General features: G+C 40.9%; 26 protein-coding genes and 1 pseudogene. 11 read left to right on the forward strand and 16 right to left on the reverse strand.

Features of this window, described 5'->3' with window-relative positions; all coding sequences use genetic code 11:
- Positions 1 to 10: 10 nt before the first annotated feature.
- On the forward strand, positions 11 to 340 hold the full coding sequence (locus HGJ91_RS15060; RefSeq protein WP_291348668.1) for an MGMT family protein: 330 nt from the start codon (positions 11 to 13) through the stop codon (positions 338 to 340).
- A gap of 12 nt (positions 341 to 352) precedes the next feature.
- Here the strand turns inward: HGJ91_RS15060 and HGJ91_RS15065 are convergent, their stop codons facing one another.
- The 7 genes from HGJ91_RS15065 to HGJ91_RS15095 form a co-directional block, all read right to left on the reverse strand.
- Positions 353 to 922, reverse strand: coding sequence for a DUF2889 domain-containing protein (locus HGJ91_RS15065; RefSeq protein WP_291348669.1), 570 nt, complete (start codon positions 920 to 922; stop codon positions 353 to 355).
- Between the two features lie 391 nt (positions 923 to 1,313).
- On the reverse strand, positions 1,314 to 1,928 hold the full coding sequence (locus HGJ91_RS15070) for a transposase (RefSeq protein WP_291348703.1): 615 nt from the start codon (positions 1,926 to 1,928) through the stop codon (positions 1,314 to 1,316).
- A complete protein-coding gene (locus tag HGJ91_RS15075; RefSeq protein ID WP_291348670.1) occupies positions 1,861 to 2,493 on the reverse strand; it encodes a transposase zinc-binding domain-containing protein in 633 nt (210 codons plus the stop codon). The genes HGJ91_RS15070 and HGJ91_RS15075 overlap by 68 nt, the downstream gene beginning before the upstream one ends.
- Positions 2,490 to 2,699 carry a tyrosine-type recombinase/integrase gene (locus tag HGJ91_RS15080; RefSeq protein ID WP_367142616.1) on the reverse strand — a complete coding sequence of 70 codons (210 nt, stop codon included), beginning with the start codon at positions 2,697 to 2,699 and terminating at the stop codon, positions 2,490 to 2,492. Before HGJ91_RS15080 ends, HGJ91_RS15075 begins: the two co-directional genes overlap by 4 nt.
- Entirely contained in the window at positions 2,696 to 3,352 is a 657-nt protein-coding gene (locus HGJ91_RS15085; RefSeq protein ID WP_291348671.1) for a site-specific integrase, read from the reverse strand. Before HGJ91_RS15085 ends, HGJ91_RS15080 begins: the two co-directional genes overlap by 4 nt.
- A gap of 302 nt (positions 3,353 to 3,654) precedes the next feature.
- On the reverse strand, positions 3,655 to 4,053 hold the full coding sequence (locus tag HGJ91_RS15090) for a pentapeptide repeat-containing protein (RefSeq protein WP_291348672.1): 399 nt from the start codon (positions 4,051 to 4,053) through the stop codon (positions 3,655 to 3,657).
- A gap of 688 nt (positions 4,054 to 4,741) precedes the next feature.
- Positions 4,742 to 6,496: a DUF6600 domain-containing protein gene (locus tag HGJ91_RS15095; protein ID WP_291348673.1), complete on the reverse strand. Its 1,755-nt coding sequence runs from the start codon at positions 6,494 to 6,496 to the stop codon at positions 4,742 to 4,744.
- Between the two features lie 395 nt (positions 6,497 to 6,891).
- Between HGJ91_RS15095 and HGJ91_RS15100 the strand changes: the two are divergent.
- A pseudogene (locus HGJ91_RS15100) lies at positions 6,892 to 7,317 on the forward strand (transposase); the annotation flags it as partial.
- A 48-nt stretch (positions 7,318 to 7,365) separates the two neighbouring features.
- On the opposite strand, the gene HGJ91_RS15105 reads toward HGJ91_RS15100, so the two are convergent.
- Entirely contained in the window at positions 7,366 to 9,291 is a 1,926-nt protein-coding gene (locus HGJ91_RS15105) for a GAF domain-containing protein (RefSeq protein ID WP_291348674.1), read from the reverse strand.
- 165 nt (positions 9,292 to 9,456) lie between these two features.
- Here HGJ91_RS15105 and HGJ91_RS15110 point away from each other — a divergent pair, with 165 nt between their 5' ends.
- Positions 9,457 to 10,146, forward strand: a complete 690-nt coding sequence (locus tag HGJ91_RS15110; protein WP_291348675.1) for a cytochrome c3 family protein — start codon at positions 9,457 to 9,459, stop codon at positions 10,144 to 10,146.
- 56 nt (positions 10,147 to 10,202) lie between these two features.
- On the opposite strand, the gene HGJ91_RS15115 is transcribed toward HGJ91_RS15110, so the two are convergent.
- From HGJ91_RS15115 to HGJ91_RS15130, 4 genes are all read right to left on the reverse strand, one after another.
- Positions 10,203 to 10,586 (reverse strand): NifB/NifX family molybdenum-iron cluster-binding protein, encoded by a 384-nt coding sequence (locus tag HGJ91_RS15115; protein ID WP_291348676.1) that lies wholly within the window; start codon positions 10,584 to 10,586, stop codon positions 10,203 to 10,205.
- 203 nt (positions 10,587 to 10,789) lie between these two features.
- Positions 10,790 to 12,133, reverse strand: coding sequence for a sigma 54-interacting transcriptional regulator (locus tag HGJ91_RS15120; RefSeq protein ID WP_291348677.1), 1,344 nt, complete (start codon positions 12,131 to 12,133; stop codon positions 10,790 to 10,792).
- A gap of 88 nt (positions 12,134 to 12,221) precedes the next feature.
- A complete protein-coding gene (locus HGJ91_RS15125) occupies positions 12,222 to 12,557 on the reverse strand; it encodes a 4Fe-4S binding protein (protein ID WP_291348678.1) in 336 nt (111 codons plus the stop codon).
- Positions 12,558 to 12,562: 5 nt separating this feature from the next.
- Positions 12,563 to 14,998, reverse strand: coding sequence for a molybdopterin-dependent oxidoreductase (locus HGJ91_RS15130; protein ID WP_291348679.1), 2,436 nt, complete (start codon positions 14,996 to 14,998; stop codon positions 12,563 to 12,565).
- Positions 14,999 to 15,205: 207 nt separating this feature from the next.
- On the opposite strand from HGJ91_RS15130, the gene leuS reads away from it, so the two are divergent.
- Positions 15,206 to 17,812, forward strand: a complete 2,607-nt coding sequence (gene leuS / locus HGJ91_RS15135; protein WP_291348680.1) for a leucine--tRNA ligase — start codon at positions 15,206 to 15,208, stop codon at positions 17,810 to 17,812.
- Between the two features lies 1 nt (position 17,813).
- A complete protein-coding gene (lptE, locus tag HGJ91_RS15140) occupies positions 17,814 to 18,323 on the forward strand; it encodes an LptE family protein (protein ID WP_291348681.1) in 510 nt (169 codons plus the stop codon).
- Between the two features lie 84 nt (positions 18,324 to 18,407).
- Here the strand turns inward: lptE and rpsT are convergent, their stop codons facing one another.
- Positions 18,408 to 18,662: a 30S ribosomal protein S20 gene (gene rpsT, locus HGJ91_RS15145; protein ID WP_291348682.1), complete on the reverse strand. Its 255-nt coding sequence runs from the start codon at positions 18,660 to 18,662 to the stop codon at positions 18,408 to 18,410.
- Between the two features lie 100 nt (positions 18,663 to 18,762).
- Here rpsT and murJ point away from each other — a divergent pair, with 100 nt between their 5' ends.
- The 6 genes from murJ to HGJ91_RS15175 are packed head-to-tail and all read left to right on the forward strand — an operon-like array spanning position 18,763 to position 22,488.
- The gene (gene murJ / locus HGJ91_RS15150; RefSeq protein ID WP_291348683.1) at positions 18,763 to 20,310 is read left to right on the forward strand and encodes a murein biosynthesis integral membrane protein MurJ; all 1,548 of its coding nucleotides are present in this window, start codon (positions 18,763 to 18,765) and stop codon (positions 20,308 to 20,310) included.
- Positions 20,307 to 20,609, forward strand: a complete 303-nt coding sequence (locus HGJ91_RS15155) for a septum formation initiator family protein (RefSeq protein ID WP_291348684.1) — start codon at positions 20,307 to 20,309, stop codon at positions 20,607 to 20,609. The genes murJ and HGJ91_RS15155 overlap by 4 nt, the downstream gene beginning before the upstream one ends.
- A complete protein-coding gene (locus tag HGJ91_RS15160; protein WP_291348685.1) occupies positions 20,606 to 20,881 on the forward strand; it encodes a hypothetical protein in 276 nt (91 codons plus the stop codon). Before HGJ91_RS15155 ends, HGJ91_RS15160 begins: the two co-directional genes overlap by 4 nt.
- 2 nt (positions 20,882 to 20,883) lie before the next feature.
- A complete protein-coding gene (locus HGJ91_RS15165; RefSeq protein WP_291348686.1) occupies positions 20,884 to 21,387 on the forward strand; it encodes a rhodanese-like domain-containing protein in 504 nt (167 codons plus the stop codon).
- Positions 21,377 to 21,814, forward strand: a complete 438-nt coding sequence (locus HGJ91_RS15170; RefSeq protein WP_291348687.1) for a MauE/DoxX family redox-associated membrane protein — start codon at positions 21,377 to 21,379, stop codon at positions 21,812 to 21,814. Before HGJ91_RS15165 ends, HGJ91_RS15170 begins: the two co-directional genes overlap by 11 nt.
- A complete protein-coding gene (locus tag HGJ91_RS15175; RefSeq protein WP_291348688.1) occupies positions 21,811 to 22,488 on the forward strand; it encodes a LysM peptidoglycan-binding domain-containing protein in 678 nt (225 codons plus the stop codon). Before HGJ91_RS15170 ends, HGJ91_RS15175 begins: the two co-directional genes overlap by 4 nt.
- 31 nt (positions 22,489 to 22,519) lie before the next feature.
- Here the strand turns inward: HGJ91_RS15175 and HGJ91_RS15180 are convergent, their stop codons facing one another.
- From HGJ91_RS15180 to trpD, 3 genes are read right to left on the reverse strand one after another with little or no spacing between them, the layout of a single operon-like run.
- Complete coding sequence (locus HGJ91_RS15180; protein ID WP_291348689.1) at positions 22,520 to 23,167, reverse strand: phosphoribosylanthranilate isomerase; 648 nt, start codon at positions 23,165 to 23,167, stop codon at positions 22,520 to 22,522.
- 7 nt (positions 23,168 to 23,174) lie between these two features.
- Entirely contained in the window at positions 23,175 to 23,972 is a 798-nt protein-coding gene (gene trpC, locus HGJ91_RS15185; RefSeq protein WP_291348691.1) for an indole-3-glycerol phosphate synthase TrpC, read from the reverse strand.
- A gap of 1 nt (position 23,973) precedes the next feature.
- Positions 23,974 to 24,993 carry an anthranilate phosphoribosyltransferase gene (trpD, locus tag HGJ91_RS15190; protein WP_291348692.1) on the reverse strand — a complete coding sequence of 340 codons (1,020 nt, stop codon included), beginning with the start codon at positions 24,991 to 24,993 and terminating at the stop codon, positions 23,974 to 23,976.

Consider the following 24,993-nt stretch of genomic DNA (forward strand, 5'->3'; position numbering starts at 1 on the left):
TGTGAGAGACATGTTAACACCATTTACTCAAAAGGCGCTTTGTGTCATTCAGAATATTCCAGAAGGCAAGGTTATGACCTATGGCAGGGTAGCCGCTCTTGCCGGAAAACCAAACGGTGCCCGGCAGGTTTCAAGACTTCTTCATTCAATGTCAAAAAAATATGATCTGCCCTGGCACCGTGTTGTCAACTCAAAAGGGAAAATATCCTTGAAACCGTCCCATGGATATGAGCTTCAAAAAGCGCTTCTTGAATCAGAGGATATTAAATTTTCCAAACCTGATACCATTAATTTTAAGTGTTATTTATGGAACGATTCTGCTTCAATGAAAAGACCCTGATATAAATTTTTGTCAAAAAGACTGCCGGGCTTTTATTGCCTGTTCAAGATTTTTCATTTTCAGACCTTGCCGGGTCCACATCCGGCAGGAGTCGATTAAAAATTTTTTTTCGTTGAAGCTGTCAAGATCCTTTGGGGCAGGGGGTTTATCTTTTCTTTTCTGTGTCAGCCAGCCATGGACAATTTCCTGGCCCATGACAATGATCAACTGGCAAAGATGGGTACATCCTTTCTTTCCCCCCATGATATCGCGAATATTTTTTGAAAATCCCGATTTAATCTCAAGCCCTTTTAACTTTTCAATGGTATCAAGTGTGCTGCTGCATTCAGGCATGGGGACATGGATCATCTTGCCTTCGGCATCTTCTATCATGAGAGGATCGGGCGTTACCATCAGTTTTACATCCATATGGTGGATGATTCCCGGCCCTGTTACAGCCCCTGCCACATCAAACACGCTAATATACCGCCGGTCTTTTAATACCCCATGGACAATCATCCGGGAATTTGTGTGGGGATAGGTGGCAAGCCGGATATCTCGTGTATGTATTTTGGATTTGTTTTCTATTATTTTATTTAGCATGGACCATTATGTAAACTTTTTTTTCCTGAAAATCAAACTTGAGAGACTCTTGAGACTGTTAGAAGAGCGTTTTATCGATTGTTGCCTTCATAAGTCTAAATTTAGACTGAGAAGTTACTGGCAACAAATCGATAAAATGTGTGAACTGAATTATTTAGGTAGGGCTATGGGGATTATATAATTTGCTTTTGATTCATTAATCCAAAATTATTTTTTAACAACAAACTTTTATTTTGGAAAAAGTGATATTTCCATTCTTTTATGTAAAAAATACCCATCTCAAAATGTATATATTTCATTTGATTGTATCCCATTTTTTGTTTTAGACATAACTATCCGGTATCGCTAATGTGACGATCCTTGCTGTCTTGCACTCCCATTAAAATCGTTATCAGGAAGAATTTAAAAACTGATTTGGTAACCCTTTAATGATCGTCATTTTCCCTTCTTTGCACTTGGGGCAACATAAAAGATCATGGCCGGTCAATCTGTGCATCATCTCAAGATATGTCTCTTCTGTTTTCTGAGGTATTTTGGCATCAGGATCAATCAGCTTTCGGATAAGCTTGATCGCTTGCTTTTTATTCCTGTGTGATAAAAATCCAAAATACCGAATTTTCATAAAATTATGCGGGAGCACATGAAGCAGGAACCTGCGGATAAACTCATGAGCAGATACTGTCATTGTTTTGGATGTATTATTGTCAGCCCTGTCCCTGTATTCAAAACATACCTGGCCATTATCAATGGATTTGATCCGGTTGTTTGATATGGCTACTCTGTGGGTATAGCGGCCAAGATACTCAAGCACCTGTTCAGGACCGGCAAAAGGACGTTTGGCATAGGTGTTCCATTTCACCATAAAAAGTGACTGAACAAAACTTTTGAATTCCTGCTTAGACTTATATTTTGCCATTTTGCCTTCTAAAGACAGTTCATTATTCAAATATGCTTTTTTTAAAAGCCCAAGATATCGTTTCTTGAACTCTTTTGACAGAGACTGCACCCTGCACCCTGAACAGAAACGATTTTTTTGAAGGATTCCATCGGTTTTTATCAAAGGAGAGAGCGCCTCCTGCAACAAGGCAATGAATATGAAAATGATCTGTAAGCTTTTGCGACCAGGTGTGAAGAACACTAATAAACCCAAGTTGCCCTTGGACCTTCCACTGCGGATCACGTGCAAACACCTGCAATGTCTGACTGACAGCAGCAAAAAGATAACTCAACATGATTTTTGGATTAAGCAATATGATGGGATTAAGCTCATGGGGTATGGTAAAGACCATATGAAAATAATTGCAGGGCAGCAAATCTGCCGTTCGATCATTGAGCCATTTTTCTTTCACCATGGTCTGGCATTTGGGGCAGTGCCTGTCCCTACAGGAGTTATAGGCAATTCGTTCAAAACTGCAATGGTCACACTGTTCAACATGACCCCCAAGTTGAGCAGTACGGCAAATCTTAATCTTGTGCATGACCTTAAGTTTTTTGTAAGGCAGATTCGTTTGTTTCTGGTATTCCTTGCCGTAAAGACGAAAGATATCTCCAACTTCATGTTTGTTTTTCATTTTTTCCCCTCCTGATCCCCATACATACAGTCAAGAGGGCTTTTAAGTTCTGTTACTCTTTCTTGTACCAGGTGAAGATAAATGAGGGTGGTTTTTATGGAAGAATGCCCAAGGAGTCGTTTGATGGTGTAAAGATCTGTTCCCTGGGTAAGGAGGTGAGTTGCAAAGCTATGCCTGAGAGTGTGTATCCCTCGTCCTCTTTTTATGCAGGCTTTTTTTTTGCGATGTCATAAGCTGAGCTGGCCCCTGAATAGCCAATGTGTTTTTCTTTATCATAACCGGGGAAAATCCATTTGCCGGGTTTATATTTTTGCCAATATACTCTGAGTTCATCAAGCAAATGACTGGATAAGACTGTATAACGATCTTTTTTGCCCTTGCCTTGTTCTACCCTGATCATCATTCTTGAAGGGTCACTTTCAATATGTCTGGGTTCAAGTCTTACAACTTCACTGATTCTAAGGCCTGCACTGTATACCGTTTTAAGCAAAGTTCTGTGTTTAAGGTTGGCTGTAGATTCAAACAATTTTTTCACTTCTTTAATACTCAAAATATTTGGAAGCTTTTTGATTCTTGGTCTTGGGGGTAATTTAAAGTTAGTCTCATCCCATTGCAGAATATTTTTATAAAAATAAGAAAGCCCAGACAAATGAACATTGCAACTTCCCCAGGATAATTTGCATTCTTGAAAAAGATGGAGCAGATATTCCTGGATCTGTTCGTTATTAATCAGATCCGGAGATTTGTTGTGAAATTTTGCAAGCCTCTTAACCGCAGCCAAATAATTTTTTATGGTGTAGGGTGAAAGCCGATGAAGAATCATGTGATTGACAAATTGGGTTCTAAGATCATGGCCCATTGTAATACCTCCTTGATAAAAATTAATAAAACCGGCCGATGATTAAGCCGCAGGAAGTATTGTAGATTTATTTTGAAAAAATGAAAATGTTGATTGAATTTTAGCAGTTGGGACGCACACTTCCGCGAAGCGGTTCAGTTCTCCCTGTAAGTCTCCCCTTTATTGAAAATTATCCAATTACACATGCCGTATCTGATTTTTTTTATCCCCAGGTGCAATAGTAAACTTGATTGGTTCAGGGAGAATCTGCTGGAATGTTCTTTATATCAGATCAACTGACCAATCGATTAATTTTCTATCTATTATAGATTGCCGTCACAGCTATATCCATTTTTATTGCGGATAGTGCCATCAGGACAAATAACATTGGCCCACACAGTAGAGCTTAAACCTACTTTTTTTAAATTGGCGTTTTTAAAATTGGCACTTTGAAGATTAGAACCACTGATAATCGCTCCGGTTAAATCAGCACCTTCAAAATTGCAATCAGACAAGTCGCATGCACGTAAATCAGCACCTTTTAAATTCGCATTACGAAAATCGCTTCCACATAATACTGACAAATGGAAAATGGTATTGGTAAGATTTGCCTTCTGAAAATTTACATTACGCAAAGTAGCATTTTTAAAATTGACACCGCTTAATTTACATTTTTTTAGAGATGCCCCGCTCAGATCACTCCTCCATATCAGTATCAGCATAAGCTACAGACATTAACGATAAACTTAAAATAATAACCCCAATTGTTAATAGAGAAAAAGCAATTCTCGGTCACATATCATTTTTAAGCTTAGCGCACCTGTTTTTTCATCGGAGCATACCGCCTTCAAGGTTAACAGGCTTCATGTGTCAGTTCATCTGTTGGCGCCTGATTCAGAATATCCCGTAGCTGGGTATCTTGGGAATGGATTCTATGTTAAACATGGTTTTTAAATTGTTCAAATTCCAGGCTTTTTGCAATCTGCGCTGGAAAGTAAGTAGCGAGGGATCCTGAAAATACATTATGGCAAAACCGGTCATGAAAAAATCATGCAGTCTGTCTTTAATCCTGTCTGCTTCACGGCTTGCGCGTTAAGACCGCCTGGTGTTTGAGCGTGGCGAGTTCAGGCGGTTAGCGAAAGACATCTTAGAACTTGTCACAATGGCCATCCGGCGGACGTAAGGTAAGCAGCCTGGAACGGGTTATGGTAAATTTCTTATGGCAAATATCCAGACTGTCTGAATAAATAAGGGGCAAACACTTTTGATGATTCAATAAAAGCTCTTTTACCCCTTAAATTCGTATCGGCAGGCATATTAAATTTTATCAGTTTTCAGCCAGCAGTTCAAAATGAGCTTGTGGATGGACACAAGCCGGGCAGCCTTCAAGGCCTGAAAATATTTTAACCTTCACTCCCGGCCTGCCCCAAAACCGTTTTTACTTGTTAAACGGTATCCTTTCCATCCCCTTTTTTGTTTCTCCTGGCCGTGGTTTATGGGTTCTCTTTGTTGCATTAACCGCCCTTTATGGATCTTCCTGGGTTGTGCTGACTGTGACTTCTGGATCTTTCTTTGTTGCATTAACCGTGCTTCATGGATTTTTCTGGATTGTGTTAATCGTTTTTTTTGAACTTTTATGGGTCGTGTTAACTGAGCTTTTTGAATTTTCCTGGGTTGTGGCGACCGGGCTTTCTGGATTTTTATGGGTTGCCTATGCTTTTTTTTCACCTGGCCCATCCGTGGAGGGATAATCGGCTGTGAAATATGCGTCCGTTTTACCAGCGCTCTTTTTTTTAAGTCTTTTGTTTTAGTAATAGAAATTCTTTTTTGCTGTCGCTGTGTTTTAACTTTTTCCAATGCTGAGTAATGGGGTCGAATGCGAGGAGGACTGTTAGAAAAATGATGGCGTTTACGGTCTTTTTTTATTTTTCTGATATCATGTATCCTGCCAACAGAACGGTATCTCGCCTTAATTTGGTCTCTTTGAATATTATGCAACCGAACCTTGCGATAATCCCGGTGACGGTAAAGCTGATTTCTGGCAATAATAATCGCGTGAGCATAGTTAACGTGTGATCGATGAAGATTGTATCTGGGTTGTTTGGGAAATCGGTGACTGTAACGGCCCCAATGGCGGTGACTATAATACCTTTCATACCAAGCCAACGGATACCATCCAATATAGATACCGCTGCTGACCCAGGAAACCCGACCGGGATACCAGCCAAAGCTGATGCCGACACTAGATAAGCTAACGCTTACAATCGGGGGCGTCCAATACCAACGTCCACTTGTAAAAAGCCAACTCCCGTAGTGGTGAGTAACATACCCAAAAGGTTCCGCCGGGATCCAGCACTGGTCTCCATTCCAAAGTGTCCAATGGCCGATCGAGTAGGGCGACCAACCGACTGCTATCGCTGTGGGGCGCCAAAACCTATGGTGCCTGCCTCTATAATAGACGTTTTCCCAAATTCCGTTTTTATCAAGCGCATAGGCTTCATAGGTAAGATTATTTGGCAAGTATTTTCGAGACTCCTGGCTGCTCAAACGGGATTGCCAGATATTTTCCCTCATGTAATTCCAGTTGTTCCAGTTGACATTTAACAATGGTTCAGATGTCGATATTCCAATATCATCGGCCATCAATGCGGATGAGCCAGCTAAGACTTCGTATTCAGTATCACCAGAATTATGAACAAAATCCAAACGACCCTTCAGGGCTATAAATTCCGCAGAATTTTCTCCAACCGTAACGTCGAAGACAACTTTATCTGAAGAGTGGGCGGTTCCGAATGGAGTAATAACTTCAATCTCGGTCTGAAAGTCGGAACTCTGAAAGCGTGCCGTGCCGGATAACAAGTGTATGGAAGTAACATTGGCTCCAAGTCTTTCAACCCGTACCTGTGTATTTTCCCTCATTCTTAAAAGAGTGTAATTCGGAATAATTATTTCCACCCGGGTCTTTTCAGAGGAAGATATAAGATCATTAACCCCGAATGGTGAATCTTCAATCAAGGAAATCCAATCTTGCTTCTCTTCAACATATCGAAGCAGTTCATTGCCTTCGATCCGGGTAATACGTCCGACAAATGCAGCATCTTTAGAAAAAACGACCGCAGAAGTAAATAAAATAAACAGTGTTACCAGGCAAATTATTTTTTTCATGATAATCTCCAATTTTAGTTTATTAATTGATCGTTTTGATCATTTATTAAAAAATAATAGAGCAAAGGGTGTGCCAAAAATAAAAATATCTTTTAATAGATTGAATTTACAGCAGATGTTTAAATATTATGCAAAATAAGCATTGATACTGAACCGGTGATATTGTGTACTTTTTACTCAGGACGATGTATCCAGGTGTATATAAATTACCCATAGATGGCGGGGAAAATCGTAACAAACAAAACTGACCACATCACTTCCCAAAAACTACACCATCACAAACTTACCAATAATTTGTACCATAAATACATTGGCGCCTAACAATCTTATTTTTGTTCAAATCCGGGAAAATAATTTTCAGAATAAGGTGGGTATATTAAATTTAATTTTCATTTGGACTTGAGCAGCTTCAATTCGTTTTTGAAAATCTTTACAAGCAGGCTGTAAGCGTGCTTCCACAAGAGTATAAATCACTTGGAGAGCTGATATCCATTGATGGTAGTTTGATTGATGCTGTTTTTTCAATGTATTGGGCTGATTATCGCAGAGGATCTAAAAAAGCTAAAGCCCACTGCGGGTTTGATATTAACAGAGGTATACCAAATAAAATATTCCTGACTGATGGCAAAGCAGGCGAACGTCCCTTTGTAAGCCGTATACTTTCAAAAGGTCAAACAGGAGTTATGGACAGAGAATATCAGTTTCATAAGGATTTTGACCTGCTTCAAGAAGAGAATAAACATTTTGTCTGCCGAATTAAAGCAAAAACCATGAGGACGATCTTAAAAGAAAATGCTATTGATCCAGATAGTCAAATTTTCAACAATATGGGAAAGGCATAACCAAATTAATCAAGATTCCATTACATTTTATTTGACAATCTTTTCATGAAAAGGAAAAAAGCAGGTTACAATCGTCATGCCGTCACATGCAGGTCCGGCAATTTTTTTGCAGTCTTGTATTGAACCCGGACAGGCGTCCTTGTTTTTGGGAATACGTTGACATCGGTTTGATGTCATGGAGATTTTAAAATTATATCTTTCTGAAAATATTTTCATTCGCAGAAGGTCAGCTCCTTTTCCCCCCGCATTAAAATCAAAGGGTCGTTTTGATGAGTAATCCAGTATATCCTGGGTGGAGAAAAAACCTTCAAAAATTCTTTTTTGGGCTTCTTCGGTAAGTCCGATCCCATGATCTTTTACCACAAATTCCACACCTTTGTCTTTTTGATGCGTAAAGATCTCTATTTTTCCTCCATCCGGTGTGTTTTCAATGGCATTCCGAATAAGGCCATCCACAGTTTTTCTTAATGGTTCAGAAGGAATCCATATCGGGGAAGAAGCTTTAAGATGGGTCACCAGAGAGATATTTCTATGGGCCATATCAGGCTGAATGGCTTTGATCCTTTTTTCAACAAACGGATTCAGAAAAATATTTATGACAACAGGATCACGGGTGCTGAAAATGTCTTCAATCTTTTGTCTTACTTTGGCAATAACCCCTTTTTCTCCGGTTTCCTCTGCAATAAGGGCTTCAAATTCATCCTGGCATTGTTCAAGAATAAGGGAAAAGAATTCATGATGAAAGACTTCCTTTTTTTCAACAATATCATAGACTTCACCTTCAATCCCAATAATACGATCCAGGTTTCTTTGTATCCTTTCAAAAGTTGGCCGCCATGTTTCTTCGGGAAGATCCCTCAGCCTTCTTGAAAGGATTTTAAAAGAGCTTAAAAGAATTGCCACAGGCGTCTTCAGTTCATGGGACAAATGGCTGATCATTTTATCTTTCGCACGGTTCAGGCTTTTTAACTCTTCATACGCTTTTCTCAATTCCCTTGATACCCTGGCATTTTCGATTGAAAGCGCAACGGTAGCTGAAAGAGTGTTCAAGGTTTCAAGGTCTGTATCATCAAAATCCCCTGTTTTTTTATTATCGGCTGCCAGTATGCCAATAATGCGATCTTTATTCCTTAAAGGAACTAATACGACATTTTTAATTTTGTATCCGATTTTTCGGTCCCTTGATTGATAGTGGCTCAGGTCATCGGAAAAGTTATTGACAATCATGGGATTGCCGGTCTTTACCACCTGACCGGACAGGAGCTCATCCAGTGAAAAATGAGCTTTTTCAATACGTTCCCGTGTGTTTGGATCATCGTGGGCGGCACTTAAAAAATAAAATCCTTTTTGACTCTTATCCAGTAAAATTGTATTGGCGCTTTCAGTACCAAGGAGTTCTTTGATTTCAGTGTTTACGTAAAAAAGGAGTTTTCTTAAGTCGGGGTATCGGGGTAGCGCCTGGCTGATTCGGTTCATGGCGCTGCGATTGCGTTTGATCCGTTTTTCCATGGTCACATCCCTGAGGACAATAATCATCCCTTCAGGATTATTATTCTGATCCTTGTCCACGCCGATTCGAATTATCACATCCAAAATTTTGCCGTCTTTTGTAAGCCGTTTGGTGTTTATTCGCAGGACGTTTTTTCGGATGGGCAGGGCTTTAATCCTGTTGATCAGTTCATCCCTAAGGAAGTCAGGGATATATTTCCCCCCTTCTTCACCTTTCAATTCTTCTAACGTCCAGCCAAAGGTTTTGGTAAACGCTGGGTTCAAATAAGTAATCTGCCATTTTGCATCCCTGACAAGGACGGGATAGGGCAGGAATTTTAAAAATCTCTTATAGTTTCTTCTTGCCGTCCGATTGACCTGTTCGGTTTCTTCGGATTTCAGGGATTCTTTTTCCAGGGCTTTTATCCTGAGCTCTAATTCTTTATATGTGGGGTTTTGAATCATTGCATTCCCTGACGAAGTTAGAAATATTAACAAAAGATGGTATAAATAGCTTTGATTACCAATTGCTGTTAGTACTGTAAAGAAAAATTTATTTGATTTTTTAGTGATTTCAAGTTAAAGGCATTCTTTGAACAAAAGTTTTTGTACCGCCAAAAAGGAGGAAACATGGACAGCGAATCATATGGACAACACATTATTTTTATCACCATTTTAATATTTATTTTTTTCTTGAGCTATTGTTCACTCCCGGAAACTGATACTTTGATGAGTGAGCACAAAATATCAAAAAAAGCGCAAACCAAAATTCTTCAGCCCCGAAATAATGAAGAAAAAGCAGTTCAAGAGGAATCTGTTGTAAAAAAATCCGAGGAGATTAAATCGGATACAACTACTGCACCAACTGAGGAATCGTCTGTTCTCTTACAGGAAGCCAAAGTTGAGGAGCAAACGATTAAAACCGTAACAGGGAATGGGGAAAAAATACTGCAAATAGATGTAATTTCAATGGAGAATCCCTTATATAAAGTACATAAAAAAGGGATCGTACAATTTACCCATAAAAGGCATGTGGAAGAATATTTAATTGCCTGTGGCAGATGCCACCATGATGAAACAGGAAAACCATTGAATTTAACTGCTAATGATGATCCCAAAGGATGTATTGAGTGTCATAAGGAAACAGAGAAACCAAAGGGTGAAAAACTTGAGAAAAAAGAAAAAATAGCAAAATATCATTTTGAAGCCCTCCATGCCAACTGCATTGACTGCCACAAGGATTATAACAAGAAAAAAGGGGATCCCAAGGGCAAGGTGCCGGCACCGGCATCCTGCACAAATTGCCATCCAAAGAAATAAGCAATACTGGCAAACCAGCCGAATTGTCAGGCATAACAGGCAAAGTTCTGTCTGGATCAGATATCGGGATTGGTTTTTTTGGAGTTGTGACGCCAGCAGTATTGTTTACTGCATCCAGGCATCATAAATGTTTTTTCAATGGTCTGTTTATGGGCAAAATTGTCGAGAATCTTTAATGCATTCCCGGTAACAAAAGAGATGAGTTTAATATCGCTCTCAACGATTAAATCCGCAGGTTTCGTAGAAATAGCACCACATACCAGAACGGAAACCTTCATTTTTTTAAGAATTTTTATCAGATCAGAAGGTATTGCAGGCTTAAAGGATTTATATTCTTTTTTTATTATCCTCTGGTTTTCAATTTGCGTGACAAGAAGTGTGCCCGCAGCATCAAAAACAGGCGAGACTCGGTTTCCCCAGACGGTTATTGCTAGTTTCAATGATATCCTCCATTTGTTCTGATTTCATACGAAATGCAAAGCATGTGCCTGAATGAAATATTTTGGATAAATTGATTATATATCTTTAAATATTAATTAGTTAAAGAAAAAAGGAACCCAGATGGTTTAATTGGGATAATGAAAAGAGTCGCAAAAGTAAGACGACTCTCATTGCAAGCGTTGCAATAAAAGAAGATGCGGTCTTATAAGGTCATTCCCAGCTTCTTAATCCTTCTGAAAAGGGTACTTTTATGGATACCCAGATCTTTAGCTGCAGCACTGCGGTTATAATTGTTGCGTGCCAGAGCATCGGTAATGAGTTTAATTTGTGCTGATTTAACAGGATCGCTATCGATATTTTCATTGATATTGGATGGCAGGGATAAAAATCCGGGTAAATGATTCAGTTTTATGTAGCCCTCGGAACAGAGGACGAATGCATGTTCAATGATATTTTCAAGTTCCCGGATATTGCCTGGAAATTCATGGGACATAAATGCCTGAAGGACTTTTTTGTCAATTCCCTGGATAAATTTTCCCTGGCGGATATTCATCTTCTGGATAAATCGATCCACAAGAAGGGGGATATCTTCCATTCTATGTCTTAGCGGTGGTAAGGAAAGCCGGATAACATTAATCCGATAATAGAGGTCCTGTCTGAATTGGTTTTGTGAGATAAGGTCAGAAAGTTCTCTGTTGGTTGCTGCAATGATTCGTATGTTGGTCTTTTCCTGACTCAAGGCACCAAGGGGGGTGAACTCATGATCCTGAAGAACCCGAAGAAGGCTGACCTGAAAAGCCGGACTCGTATCTCCGATTTCATCAAGAAAGATAGTGCCGCCATCGGCAAGGGCAAATTGGCCGGGTTTGTCCTTCATGGCATTGGTAAACGCCCCCTTTTTGTATCCAAACAGTTCGGATTCCAGAAGTGTATCGGGAAGTGCCCCGCAATTTATGGCAATAAACGGTTTTTTTTCTCTGTGGCTCGTATTATGGATGGCCCGTGCAAGCAATTCTTTTCCCGTGCCGGTTTCTCCCTCTATCAGAACCGAAGAATCACTGTCTGATATCTGGGGCAGGATATTAAAGATATTCTTCATGGCATCGCTGTTGCTGATCATATCTTCCATTTTAAATTTTGTTGAGAGCTCTTTTCTGAGTTGTTCAACAAGAGAGTGATCCCTGAAGGTTTCAATTCCGCCGATAACATCCCCATTTTTATCGATCAAAAGAGAAGTGGATGCTGTGATGGGTATTTTTTTCTTTTCGATATTAATAATATAGCCGGACGAGTTGATAAAGGGGCGGCCTTCCTCCATGGTTCTTTTGAGTGCACAGCCTTCTTCACACATATTGGAACGAAAGACTTCCCAGCAATGTCTACCAATGGCATCTTTACGTGAAATGCCGGTTATCTCCTCGGCTGCCCGGTTAAAAGATGTGATTTTCCAATTATAATCTATTGTAAAAACACCATCTGATATGCTTTCAAGAATGATCTTGGTAGTATCCTCAGAAAGCGGCCCAAGCATTTTTTTATTTATCATTTTTTTTAGTCCAGTGTTTTTTGTCTTGTTTGTCACTATTTAAACCAAATGGTTGCACTTTTGCAACCATTATGTGACTGAACATCAATTATCCTTTGGTCCAGAGAATGGCTTTTCTTTTTTTTGGGATTATTTTTTGTAACGATTCGATTTTACCGTATGCCAGGCAATTTGCCATGCAGTGTTTTACGCAGGCAGGTTCCAGCCCCTGTTTGACACGACCGGCACAAAAGACACAGGCCCTGGTAAAGGTGGGGATATTGGTAATGAACAATTTGTCATTGGGAAGGGTGTGGATAAATTCTATTACTTCAACGCCTCCCGCTTTCCCGGCCGGCCTGTTATATTCTTGTTTGCAGGCCACTTCACAGGCCTTACAGCCGGTACAATATTCATAATCAATCAGCATTGCATATTCTGACATATTTTTTATCCTTTCGCCTTGTATACTTTGCACAGCATGGTTTTTATGGGAGAGCCCAATCCTGCTTTTCCTTCATGGGACATGGGGATAAGCTGGTTGACATTGACATCCCAGACACCGAAAAGCTCCGGTTCTTTACCTTCTTTCTCCGGAAACCACCATCCATGTTCGGCCATGACAATATCCGGATGGATAACCGGAGTGACCAAGGCTTTTACCGTGATTTTTCCCAGCCAGTTCTCCACGCATACCTTTTCTCCGTGCGCGATTCCATATTTTTTTGCTGTATCCGGATGAATTTCTAAGACCGGATCTCTTTGCTGTTCACGAAGCCAGGGGATTTGCCTGTGTTCCGAGTGAAAAAAGGGTCCCATTCTTCGTCCTGTGCTGAGGATGAGCGGATACTCCTTAAACAGGTCCGGCGTGCTGACAGGGCTGTAGGGCGGTTCTTCATGATAGGGCAGGGGGTCAAGCTCCCATTTTTCAAGCCAGGAGGAATAAAGCTCAATTTTCCCTGATGGCGTTCTGAATCCAGGCTTTTTGTCTTGCCTGAGCAGGCCTTTTTCATACCTGAAGTAGGGCTTGCTGGGGTGGCCTTTAGGAGGGATCATCCAGGTCTTGTCACAAAGATCTTTATAGGTCATGTCCGCAGATTCCAGAAGAGTGTCAAAGAGCTGATGAACATTGTCATAGGGAAAGTCTTTCATGAACCGTTTACAAAGCTCAAGATTGATTTCAATATCTGATTTGCAGTCACCCACTTCAACAACTTTTTTGATGGCCTGCAAGGGGACCCACCAGGCTTTTAACGAGTCTTTTTCAAGAAAGGTTGCCGCTGGCAGGATTACATCACAGAGCATGGCGGTCGGTGTCATGAAAAGATCCACACAAACAGTAAAATCAAGTTTTTTAATGGCGTCCCGCCATTTTTTGGGTTCCATGCCGGTGCAGGCAATGGGGTTGGCTGTCTGTATCCACATGCCCTTGATTTCATAGGGGTCGCCCGAAAAAATCTGCTCCAGGACTTTATCCGGCTGTGCCCATGCCCTGAAGTCTTTAATTGCGCCATAATCATGCATGCCGATCCTTTTTTCCATCACATCCGGGGGAAGACTTAAGATGGACCCGCCGGTATGATAGGGATAGGTCACCACATCATAGGCATACCGGGCAATGGCATTGCCGCCGGGGTTGTCAAGGTTGCCGGTCAGACACCAGAGATGGTTGATGGCCTGGGATGTTGGAACCGTTGACGGGATAGTATCAATGGGAAGACCCCAGTGAAGTGCGGAAGGCTTGCTTTTAGCATAGATGCGGGCGGCTTTTATGATTTTATCTGGTGCTACCCAGGTGATTTTAGAGACTGCCTCAGGCGTATACTGTTCAGCATTTTCTTTATATAAAGTCCATACAGTTTTTGTCTTTGCTTTTGAACCATTGGCAAGGGTAAGGTTAAATTCGCCCTCCATGGACGGTTTTATATCACTTTTTTGATATACCTGGTTGTCAGATTCCCATACCACAAAACTGTCTGAAACAGGATCGTGGGCGACAAAATTGATATCAGAGCCGTTTTCTTTCAGATCACTTTCTCTTAACAGGGCCGGAGAATCCTGATCAGTTCTCACAAGAAAAGGAGAATTGGTCCATTTTTTAATAAATTCCATGTTGATCAGGTCTTCTTTGATCATGACATGGATAAATCCAAGGGCAAGTGCGGCATCTGTTCCAGGTCTTAATTGGAGCCAGAGTTTTGCCCTGGAGGCAATCCAGGTGCATCTGGGGTCAATGACCAGAACCTCGGTGCCCCTTTTCATCAGATCAATGTACCAGTGACCAAAAAAGCCGTCCGGGCAGGTCGCGGGAAGGTTTTGACCCCATATGGTAACGGTTTCAGGGATTTGGTATTCAGGGTCATCGTATCTTTTTTCATGCCACTGGGACGCATCCACCACGGCAAAATCTCCCTGGGTAATGGACATCATCATCAGGCGAGGCGTATAGCAGGAGATGCCTGAAAGGCCGAACATCCAGTTGGGGCTCCCATAGGCATAGGCCAGCATGGAGATCCATCCGCCGATATCCCGCCCTGTTCCCTGGTGAAAGATAACAGATTCAGGACCATGGTCATCCCTTATTTTTTTCATTTTCTCTTCAATCAGATCAAAGGCTTCATCCCATGAGATTTCTTCAAATTTGCCTTGTCCGCGTTCTCCGACCCGTTTCAACGGCTTTTTAAGTCGGTCCTTATGGTACATGTACTGTGTCATGGAAAGGCACCGGGAGCATAATCTTCCCTGGTTCCAGGGATGATCCGGATCTCCTTCCACCTTGATCACTTTATTGTCCTTTACATGAACCAGTATGCCACAGCCGCCATGACACCCCGGACCAGGTGACCAGGTCGTTGTTTTAATTATTTTCACTCCATTATCTTTCATGGTAATCTCCCTAATTGAGCCCCAGTTTTGAGTATAGTAAAATTTTTAAAAATAACAAAAATTGAAAAATGAAACAAGAACAGAAAAATTGAAAGGCAGAATTCTCTTGATTTTCTTGCTATTTACGTTTGATTGTGGCATCTATAAAAATTCAAATAAAGAAATGGTAATTCAATATAGAGAAAGCTTTCACAAGGAGTAAGTTTAATGGAACAGCGGTATCATCCTGAATTGGTAGAACCTGAGTGGCAGGCATACTGGAATAAACATCAGCTTTTTAAAGTCACTGAAGATTCCTCAAAAGAAAAATATTATCTGTTAGAGATGTTTCCTTACCCTTCCGGTAAAATACATATCGGTCATGTGCGTAATTATACCATTGGTGATGTGGTTGTCAGGTACAAACGGATGAAAGGCTTTAATGTTATTCATCCCATGGGGTGGGACGCATTTGGCATGCCGGCTGAAAATGCAGCCATTGCGAATAATACCCATCCTGCTGCCTGGACATATGACAATATAGGCGCCATGCGGGAGCAGCTTAAAAAGATGGGATTTTCATATGACTGGGACCGTGAAATCGCCACCTGCCGGCCGGAATATTATAAATGGGAGCAATGGCTTTTTCTTAAAATGCTTGAAAAAGGAATGGCTTATCGAAAAGAATCCTATGTGAACTGGTGTGAAAAATGTCAGACGGTTCTTGCCAATGAACAGGTTGAGCAGGATAAATGCTGGAGATGTTCCCAGACGGTTCAGCAAAAAAAACTGTGGCAGTGGTTTTTTAAAATTACAGATTATGCCGAAGATCTTCTGGTCCATTGTGATAAACTGCCGGGATGGCCTGATAAAGTAACCGTGATGCAGAAAAACTGGATTGGCAGAAGTGTTGGATCTCAATTAAAATTTAAAATTGATGGCAGGGATGAAGATATTGAGGTTTTCACCACAAGACCGGATACGGTTTTCGGTGCAACCTTTATGTGCCTTGCTCCGGAACATCCGCTGGTTGAAAGCCTTTCAAAGGGGACACAAAAGGAAAACGAAGTGGCAGCGTTTGTTCAAAAGGTATCCAGCCAGGAAAGATCTGCCGAAGGCATAGAAAAATATGAAAAAGAAGGGGTTTTTATCGGTACCTATTGTATTAATCCTGCAACCGGTGAGAAAATTCCGGTTTACACAGCCAATTTTGTTTTAATGGAATATGGAACCGGTGCCATCATGTCCGTACCAGCAGGGGATCAGCGGGATTTTGATTTTGCCAGGAAATATGGTCTTGACATCAGGGTGGTGGTGCAGCCGGAAGGGGAGAACCTCAACGGAAGCACCATGAAAGAAGCCTACACCGATGAGGGGGTGATGGTAAATTCCGGTGAATTTAATGGACTGGACAGCAAAAAAGCCATAGATGTCATGACAGACTGGCTGGAAAAAAAGGGCAGGGGAAAGAAAACGGTTTCCTATCGATTAAGAGACTGGGGGATTTCAAGACAACGGTATTGGGGCGCGCCGATTCCGGTTATTCACTGCCCGGATTGCGGTGTGGTTCCTGTCCCCGAGACCGATCTTCCCATAAGACTTCCTGAAGACGCAGATTTTCTTAAAAAAGGGGGGTCTCCCTTGCCGACGCTTGATTTTTTTGCAAAAGCCACCTGTCCGGAATGCGGCAGACAGGATGCAAAAAGAGATACTGATACCATGGATACCTTTGTGGAGTCTTCGTGGTATTATTTAAGATATTGCTCACCAAGATATGAAGATGGTATGTTTGACCCTGAGGCCGTAAAATATTGGGCTCCCGTGGATCAGTACATCGGTGGTGTAGAACACGCGGTGCTTCACTTATTATATTCAAGATATTTTATGCGGGTATTAAATACGCTTGGAATGATTGATTTTAAAGAACCGTTTACCCGACTGCTTACTCAGGGCATGGTCTGCAAGGAAACCATGACATGTCCTGACCATGGATATCTTTTTCCCGAAGAAGCGGTGAAAAATGTTGAGGACAATCTTGTGTGCACAAGATGCAACAATGATGTAGAGGTCGGACGGGTTATTAAGATGTCCAAATCCAAGAAAAATGTGGTTGATCCCAATGAACTGCTTGGAAAATATGGTGCCGATGTGGTCCGGTTATTCTGCCTGTTTGCAGCTCCTCCTGAAAGAGATCTTGAATGGAGTGAGGACGGGGTTGAAGGCAGTAACAGATTTGTAAACAGGGTGTGGCGTCTTGTACTGGAATGCTTGGAAAAGATTGATGGATCAGACGAGCCCTTTACCGGCCCAGCCTCCGACCTGTCATCAGCACAGGCAAAAGATCTCTATATCAAGGCAAACCAGACCATACAAAAGGTCACGGATGATATTGATAAAAGTTTTCATTTTAATACAGCCATTTCTGCTGTAATGGAACTTGTAAATGCATTGTACGTGATTGATCTTGATTCCGCAGACACTGAGTTGAAAAAAGTGATTCGGTTCAGTCTTGAGAACACCCTGTTACTATTGTCTCCAATTATCCCGCATTTTTGTGAAGAGCTTTTTAAAAGATTAGGCAAGAATGGATCAATTATAGAGCAATCCTGGCCCGAATACAGAAAGGATTCTCTAAAAACAGACGATGTTCTTGTTGTGGTCCAGGTAAACGGGAAACTTCGATCAAAATTTACAATCAATGCAGACAGTGAAGAGACTGAGATCAAAGAAACAGCACTGGCTGATAAAAAGATCAAAAAACATATGGGTGATAAAGAACCCAAAAAGGTTATTCTTATCAGAAAAAAACAAACACTTATAAATATTGTGGTTTAATATGAAAAATTTAAAATGGGTTTTATTCGTTTGTGTACTTGCACTTTTTGCATCCTGCGGTTACCAGTTTGAGGGCGGCGGATATATTAAAAATGATGTGACGCGTGTCGCTGTGAAGGTTTTGGAGAATGAAAGTTCTGAAACAGGGGCAGGTATTGCCTTTACCAATGCTCTGATCCGGGAGATTATTCAAAAGACCGACACGAAAGTTGCAGATGAATCCCAGGCAAGAGCTGTTTTTGAAGGAACAATCAAAGCGATCACCTTCGCTACCCTGTCACGTTCAACTACGGAATCTGTGATAGAAAGAAGGGTCACCGCCACAGTTGATCTGAAACTTACAGATAAGGATGGTGACGTGATCTGGTCTGTCAAGGATTTTACTTCATATGAAGAATACACTGTATCTGAAGATAAGATCACTGATGAAAGTGATAAAAGAGAAGCTGTGGATAAAATTGCCACAAGAAGCGCTGAAAAATTAATCAGTAGAATGATGACTAATTTTTAGAATGAAAACACTAAAGACAGGGATTACACCTTGTCAGTGAAAATCCTGTCTTTAGTTGGTTGAACGAAAAAAAATCCGTGAATGCTATGTATTCATGAACTTGAATAGTCTTGAAATTTTTCTGGAAGCAGTCTTTTTATGAATAACGCCCTTTTTAGCGGCTTTGTGAATTGCAGATTGAGTTTTTCTCATGAGTTCATCTTTGTTATCACTGCCTTCTTCTTTTGCAGCGTAAACAGTTTTTTCCAAATTTTTAAGAGTGGTTTTTACAGATCTGTTTCTAAGCCGTCTTACCTGACTCTGTTTTGCCCGTTTTTTTGCAGATTTATGGTTAGCCAACTTGGTTTTGCTCCTTGTTTAAGTGTATTGAATTTAAAATTTTGCCACATTTCAAATTTATAAAAATATATGATTTGTCGGTTTTTGTCAAGGAAAAGTTGTGAGAAAGATATTAAAAAATACGGCATTGATAAGCATTTTAACTTTTAGCAGTCGTGTTCTTGGGGTTATCCGGGATGCACTCATCGCCATGTATTTTGGCACATCTTCCCAAAGCGATTCCTTTTTTATCGCCTTCAGGCCGTTTGATCTTGTCCGAAAATTATTTTCCGAAGGAATTTTGGGTATTTCATTTGTACCGGTCTTTTCTGAAACCCTGGAAAAGGAAGGGCACTCAAAGGCTGTTGCAATGGCGTTCTCTTTTTTTTGTTTTTTATCCCTGGCGGGTATTCTTATTGTCCTTGTCGGGATTTTTTTTGCCCCGCTGATTATTAAGATGATCGCCCCGGGGTTTGTCGGATTTTCATATAAATATGGACTGACCATTATATTATTTAAAATTATGCTGCCATATTTCTGGCTGGTTCTTATCAGTGCCCTTTGCATGGGGGTGTTGAATTCTTTGGGAAATTTTGGCGTTCCTGCCATTGCACCGGTTGTATTTAATCTTGTGGTGATTTTGTTTACAATCCTGATATCAAAGTATTTTGAAATTCCTGTTATGGGCCTGGCACTCGGGGTTACTATCGGCGGGGTTCTTCAGCTTATCATCCAGGTCCCCTTTATGATTCGCCTTGGGATGTTGAAAATTCCATCGTTTCAATTTTTTCATCCCAAGGTGTTAAGAGTGATTAAAATAATGATTCCCTGTATGATTGGAGCAGCCTCCTACCAGATTAATATCATGGCGGCCTCCTTTTTTGCTTCAACACTGGATGAGGGCAGTGTGTCTTTTGTCTACTATGCAGACCGGCTGGTGCAATTTCCTTTGGCACTGTTTGCTGTTTCTGCTGCCATGGTTTTTTTGCCGGAGCTTTCAAGAAAGGCAGCCCTGGGACGAATGGATGAAATCGCAGCTTTGTTTTCGCACGGGGTGAAACTTGTGTTTTTTATAACAATACCGGCAATGGCAGGATTGATGGCCCTGAATGAAAAAATTGTTGCCTTTTTGTTCGGACGTGGGGCCTTTACTGATTTAGCCATTCACCAGACAGCAGAATGCCTGATTTTCTTGAGTTTAGGCTTGTGGGCATTCACAGGGGTTCGGTTGTTTGTCACATTGTATTATGCCTTATCCAATATAAGAGTTCCATTTTATTCGGGAATTATTGCCATAGGCTTGAACCTGATTTTTTGTTCTTTGTTTATTGACGCCCTTGGACTTAAGGGACTTGTTTTGTCCGTTTCCATATCTGCCATGGCAGGATTTGTCTATTTGTTTATCAGCATCCCCGGAGCCGTGAATATTGATAAATTTGAGATCATTGTTTCTGCTTGCAGATCACTTTTTTTATCTGTTATAATGTTTTTTCTTGTTAAACAGGCGGCAGCATTTGTTTTGGTGAAGGAGAGCAATTCGTTTTGGTTTGGAACCGGGGTGGTGGGCTGCATCTGTTTAGGAATGGTTTTTTACCTGGGTGTGAATCTCCTGATTTCAAGCCCTGAACTGAAATTGCTGAAAAAGGGAATGATACAGAAAAAATCATGAAAATGGTCGAAAAAATCGGTTTTTACATTTCAATATTTATTATCATTGTATTGTTATTTCTTATTGTTTTTTCAACAAACGGTGTCTTGGATTATAAACTGTTAAAAGGAAAGGAAACCGTTATTTTAAACCAGGTCCGGACGGCTGATCTTGCAAATCAAAAACTTGAAGATGAAGTAAAAAGTTTAAAAATCGATATGAATTATATCAAACATGTGGCAAAGCATGAACATGATATGGCTGAAGAAGATGAGCTTATCTTCAAAGACAAATCAGATAATAAAAGGAAGACACCATGAGTCAGGAGTTAAAAACGCTTGAATTTGCAAAAATTTATGAAAGTCAGGGCTATTACAAAGATGCCTTTGAAATTTATTTGTTTCTGGATGCAAAGGAAACTTCTAACGAGATCAAAGCCGGTTTAAATCGAATGGAAAAAAGGATGGAAGAGGAAGGTCAGGAAATTCATTCTGAAGAAAACATATCCGGGCTTTTTGAAAAATGGCTGATGTTGTTGGTTTTAAAACAACGGCTTGATACTTTTAAAAAAATAAAAGCACGTCGTTTGTAATAATGACTTTAAAAGAGACAAAAGGCACTTTTTTTCTTATTTTTTTTGCATTGGCAACAGCTTTCTTTTATAATCATTTTTCCCCATTCGGCATCGCATTATTTGGCCAGTGGCAGACATCAAATGGGGTTGTTAATGCTATTTCAAAGACAGATTTGGTCAATGCTTCAATTGAGATAAATAACCCTGAAATTATAAGGCGGATTATTCAGGAAAAGAAGAGAATAGTTCTGGATGTCAGACCTCTCGAATTTTACGAAGAAGGGCATCTTCCGGGAGCATTGCCCTTTCCATTAATGGAATTCGACACGGTCATCGATAAGCTGTTAGAAATGACAGATCAACAGTCTCCCATCCTGATTTATTGTTCCGGTTTTGAGTGTATGGACAGTCATAATGTTGCAACAAATTTGGAAAATATGAGATTTACGAATGTCAAGGTGTATCCGGGAGGTTTCAGGCAGTGGCAGGAAATGGGCCATGATATAGAAAAAAATGAAAAATAATAAGATTGCTATTATTTTTTTTTTGATCAAACTGATTCTCGGCATTACGTTTGTCTATGCCGGTTATCATAAGGTTACAGATCCTGCGGGGTTTGCTAAAATCTTATATGGGTATGCGATTTTCCCAGGTTTCAGTATTAATATTCTGGCCATCTCCATTCCATTTATCGAACTTATTGCAGGGTTCTGCCTGATTTTTAATATTTTGTCCAGACCAGCACTTTTACTGGTTAATACATTGCTTTTGATCTTTATCCTTATGATCGGATTTAATCTTTTGCGCGGACATCAGTTTGATTGCGGCTGTTTTTCATTCTCAAGCCACCCCCAGACCCTATCAAATATTTATTTATTGATCAGAGATCTCTTATTGCTTTTATCAGGGATTTATCTGTGGATGAAAACTAAAACAGGAGCATTGCGATGAAACTCAAAGGCAAGCCCGAATCAAAAATATCGGCAACAAAAACCAATATTCATAAAAAACGGACATCTGAAGTCCGGGATGGCGATAAAAAGTTTGGTGCCTCCCTTTTAAATAAAAATGAATTTACCCTGATTCTTTTAGGAGCCCTGCTGCTGACCATTATTATATTTTTCCTTTTTTTCAGATCTTCAGATTCTAAAGTCGAGCCGGTTAAAAAAAGTGTTTCAACTACATCCTTTACTGACCTTGAAAAGAGAATAGAAAAAATAGAACAGGCACTTGAGCTTAAGGGAAAGTTTTCCGGATCAGCCAAGGGTAATGCAGAAAAAGCTATGCCGGGTATTGATCCCATAAAGGAGCGGGTGGCACGGCTTGAAACGGCATTTTCAAGCAAATTTGATTCTTTAACAGTCAGAATGGATAAAATTGAAAAAAACATTTCTCTGTTTAAAAACAAGCCTGCTGCAACAGCGGAGACGCCAAAATCTTCAATACCGATAAAAAAAGCCATGAAAAAAACAAAAAGTGCTTCCGTGTTTCATACAGTGCAAAAAGGGGAAACCCTGTACAGTATCAGTAAAAAATATAATACCAGTATTGCAAGCCTGCTGAAACTCAATAATCTGTCCGCCAATGCAAAGATTTACCCAGGGAGTAAGATGATTGTCCGGTAGTATTTCAACAATCAGATAGAGTACAATTATTTTACCCGCTTTTGACCCGGGTAATGAAAGATTCAACCTTATTTAAATTTTTTATGCCATAGCTTTTTTCAACACCGGAAGAGACATCCACAGCAGCAGGTCTTGCAGCCTTAATGGCCTGACAGATGTTGCCGGGATGAAGTCCTCCGGCAAGAACAAGAGGTATTTTTGTTTTCAATTGAAGGGAAAGTTCATAATCCCAGGATTCTGCATTTCCGCCGGGAAGGGCCCCTTTTCCATATTCAATCAGAAAAAAAGAAGCGTTTTTGTATCTGGATGCCTGTGTCAGAAAGGGCTCTTTCGTTGCAAAGAGTGCTTTAATGACCAGCAGTTTTTTTTCTAACAGGCGGTCGACAAGGTCAGGGGGTTCATTCCCATGAAGCTGCACCCCCTTTAAAGCGCATTGATTGACTTTCTCCATGATGCTATCATAGGATTCATCTACGAACACACCAATGGTGAGGATATGATTCGGTAAAATTTTTGAGATCAGGGCGGCTTTTTGTATTGTCACATTTCTGGGACTTTTTTCAAAAAAGACCAGTCCTATGGCATCTGCGCCTAGGTTGGCACATTCAAGGGCATTTTCAGGGACGGTAAGCCCGCATATTTTTATCCAGGGTGTTTTTTGAGATGGTTTTTTGATCATAGAGTCGTCACTTAACGTTTCTGAGTTCCTTAATGAACGATTCCGTGTCTTTGGCTCTTACAATGCTTTCACCCACAAGAAAGTTGAAGATATTGAATGAGAGGCCTTTTTGTATGTCTTTAAAGGATGAGATGCCGCTGGCCTCCACAGGAATAATACCGTCGGGAAGAATCGCTGCAATCCGCGTGGAGACATTAAGATCGGTTTCAAGGGTTTGAAGGTTGCGATTGTTCATATCCACTACTTTTGCCTCGCAATCATAGGCCGTTTCAAATTCTTTTTCCGAAGTGATTTCAACAAGCGGCTCCATGCCAAGTTCTCTTACAAGGTTGATATAATCTTTGAGCTGGTCTTTGGACAGAATGGTGGTGATCAGCAGAAGGGAAGACGCCCCTGCTTTTTTTGCTTCGTAAATCTGGTAGGAAGTGATGATAAAATCTTTTCTTAATACCGGAAGATCGGTATGGGCACATACGTCTTCAAGGTCTTTTAAACTTCCTTTAAAATATTGCGATTCCGTCAGGACGGAAATGGCACGGGCACACGCTTTGGTATATTTTCTCGCATAAAGTGTTGGATCAAGGTCCGGCCTGATATCACCCTTGGAAGGAGAGGCTTTTTTTATTTCTGCAATAATACCAATGTCATCGGAGCTGCTTTTTTCCATGGCTGTTAAAAAGCCTGCTGCAAGCTTAGTCTCTTCAGCTTCCCTTCGAATCGTGTTCAGCGGTATACGGGATTTGTTTTTTGATACTTCCAAGGATTTTATTTTCAGTACCTCTTTTAAAAAGCCTTCAACTCCCATATCAGCTGTTCTCCCTGGTATAGTCTGAAAGCAGTTCAAGTTTTTCAAGCGCTTTTCCCGAATCAATGGATTGTTCCGCCAGGGTGATCCCGTTTTTTATAGTATCGGCCATTTCAGCAGCAACCAGGGCTGCACCTGAGTTTAGAATGATAATATCCCTTTTGGGTCCTTGTTTTCCTCTGAGTATTGACAGTGTGATGGCTGCATTCTCTTTTACATCACCACCTTTAAGGTCTTTTGGGTCTGCATAGTCTTCAAAGAAATCAAGAGGATCAAGATCATAGGACCGGATAGTTTCATCATTAAGTTCTGATATCCTTGTGGGAGCTGTAGTGGTGATTTCATCCATTCCGTCATGCCCGTGAACCACAAACGCTTTATGAACACCCAAAAGTTTCAGGGCCCGGGCAAACATTTCAGTTAACTGGGGGGCATAGACCCCTAAAAGCTGGCAACTTGCAGCAGCCGGATTGGTCAAGGGCCCCAGCATATTAAAGATACTTCTGATACCGCAATCCTGTCTTGCTTTACCGGCATATTTCATGGAACCGTGATACATGGGGGCAAACATGAATCCGATGCCGATTTCATTAATGGCTTCCTCAACGATTTCAGGATCCGCATTCAAATTCACGCCGAGTTCTTCCAAAACATCAGCGCTGCCGCATTTGCTTGAAATTTTTCTGTTTCCGTGTTTGGCAACCGTCACGCCGGCGCCTGCCACAACAATAGCCGTGGTTGTGGAGATATTGAATGATCCGGACGCATCCCCGCCGGTTCCAACGATATCAATGACCTTTTTAGACAGGGCCTGAATCCTTATTGCTTTACGCCTCATGGCCCTTGCTGCTCCGGCAAGCTCTTCAAAGGTTTCTCCTTTTGTGGCCAGTGCTGCCATAAATGCCCCGATCTGGGCTTCGGTGACAGTGCCTGAAAAAATATCCATGAGCATTGACGCGCTGCTGTCCTGGTCAAGGTTCTGTTTGGCTATGATTTTTTTTAAATTTTCTGTAAACGTCAC

Source organism: Desulfobacula sp., assembly GCF_014237455.1.
GTDB lineage: Bacteria > Desulfobacterota > Desulfobacteria > Desulfobacterales > Desulfobacteraceae > Desulfobacula.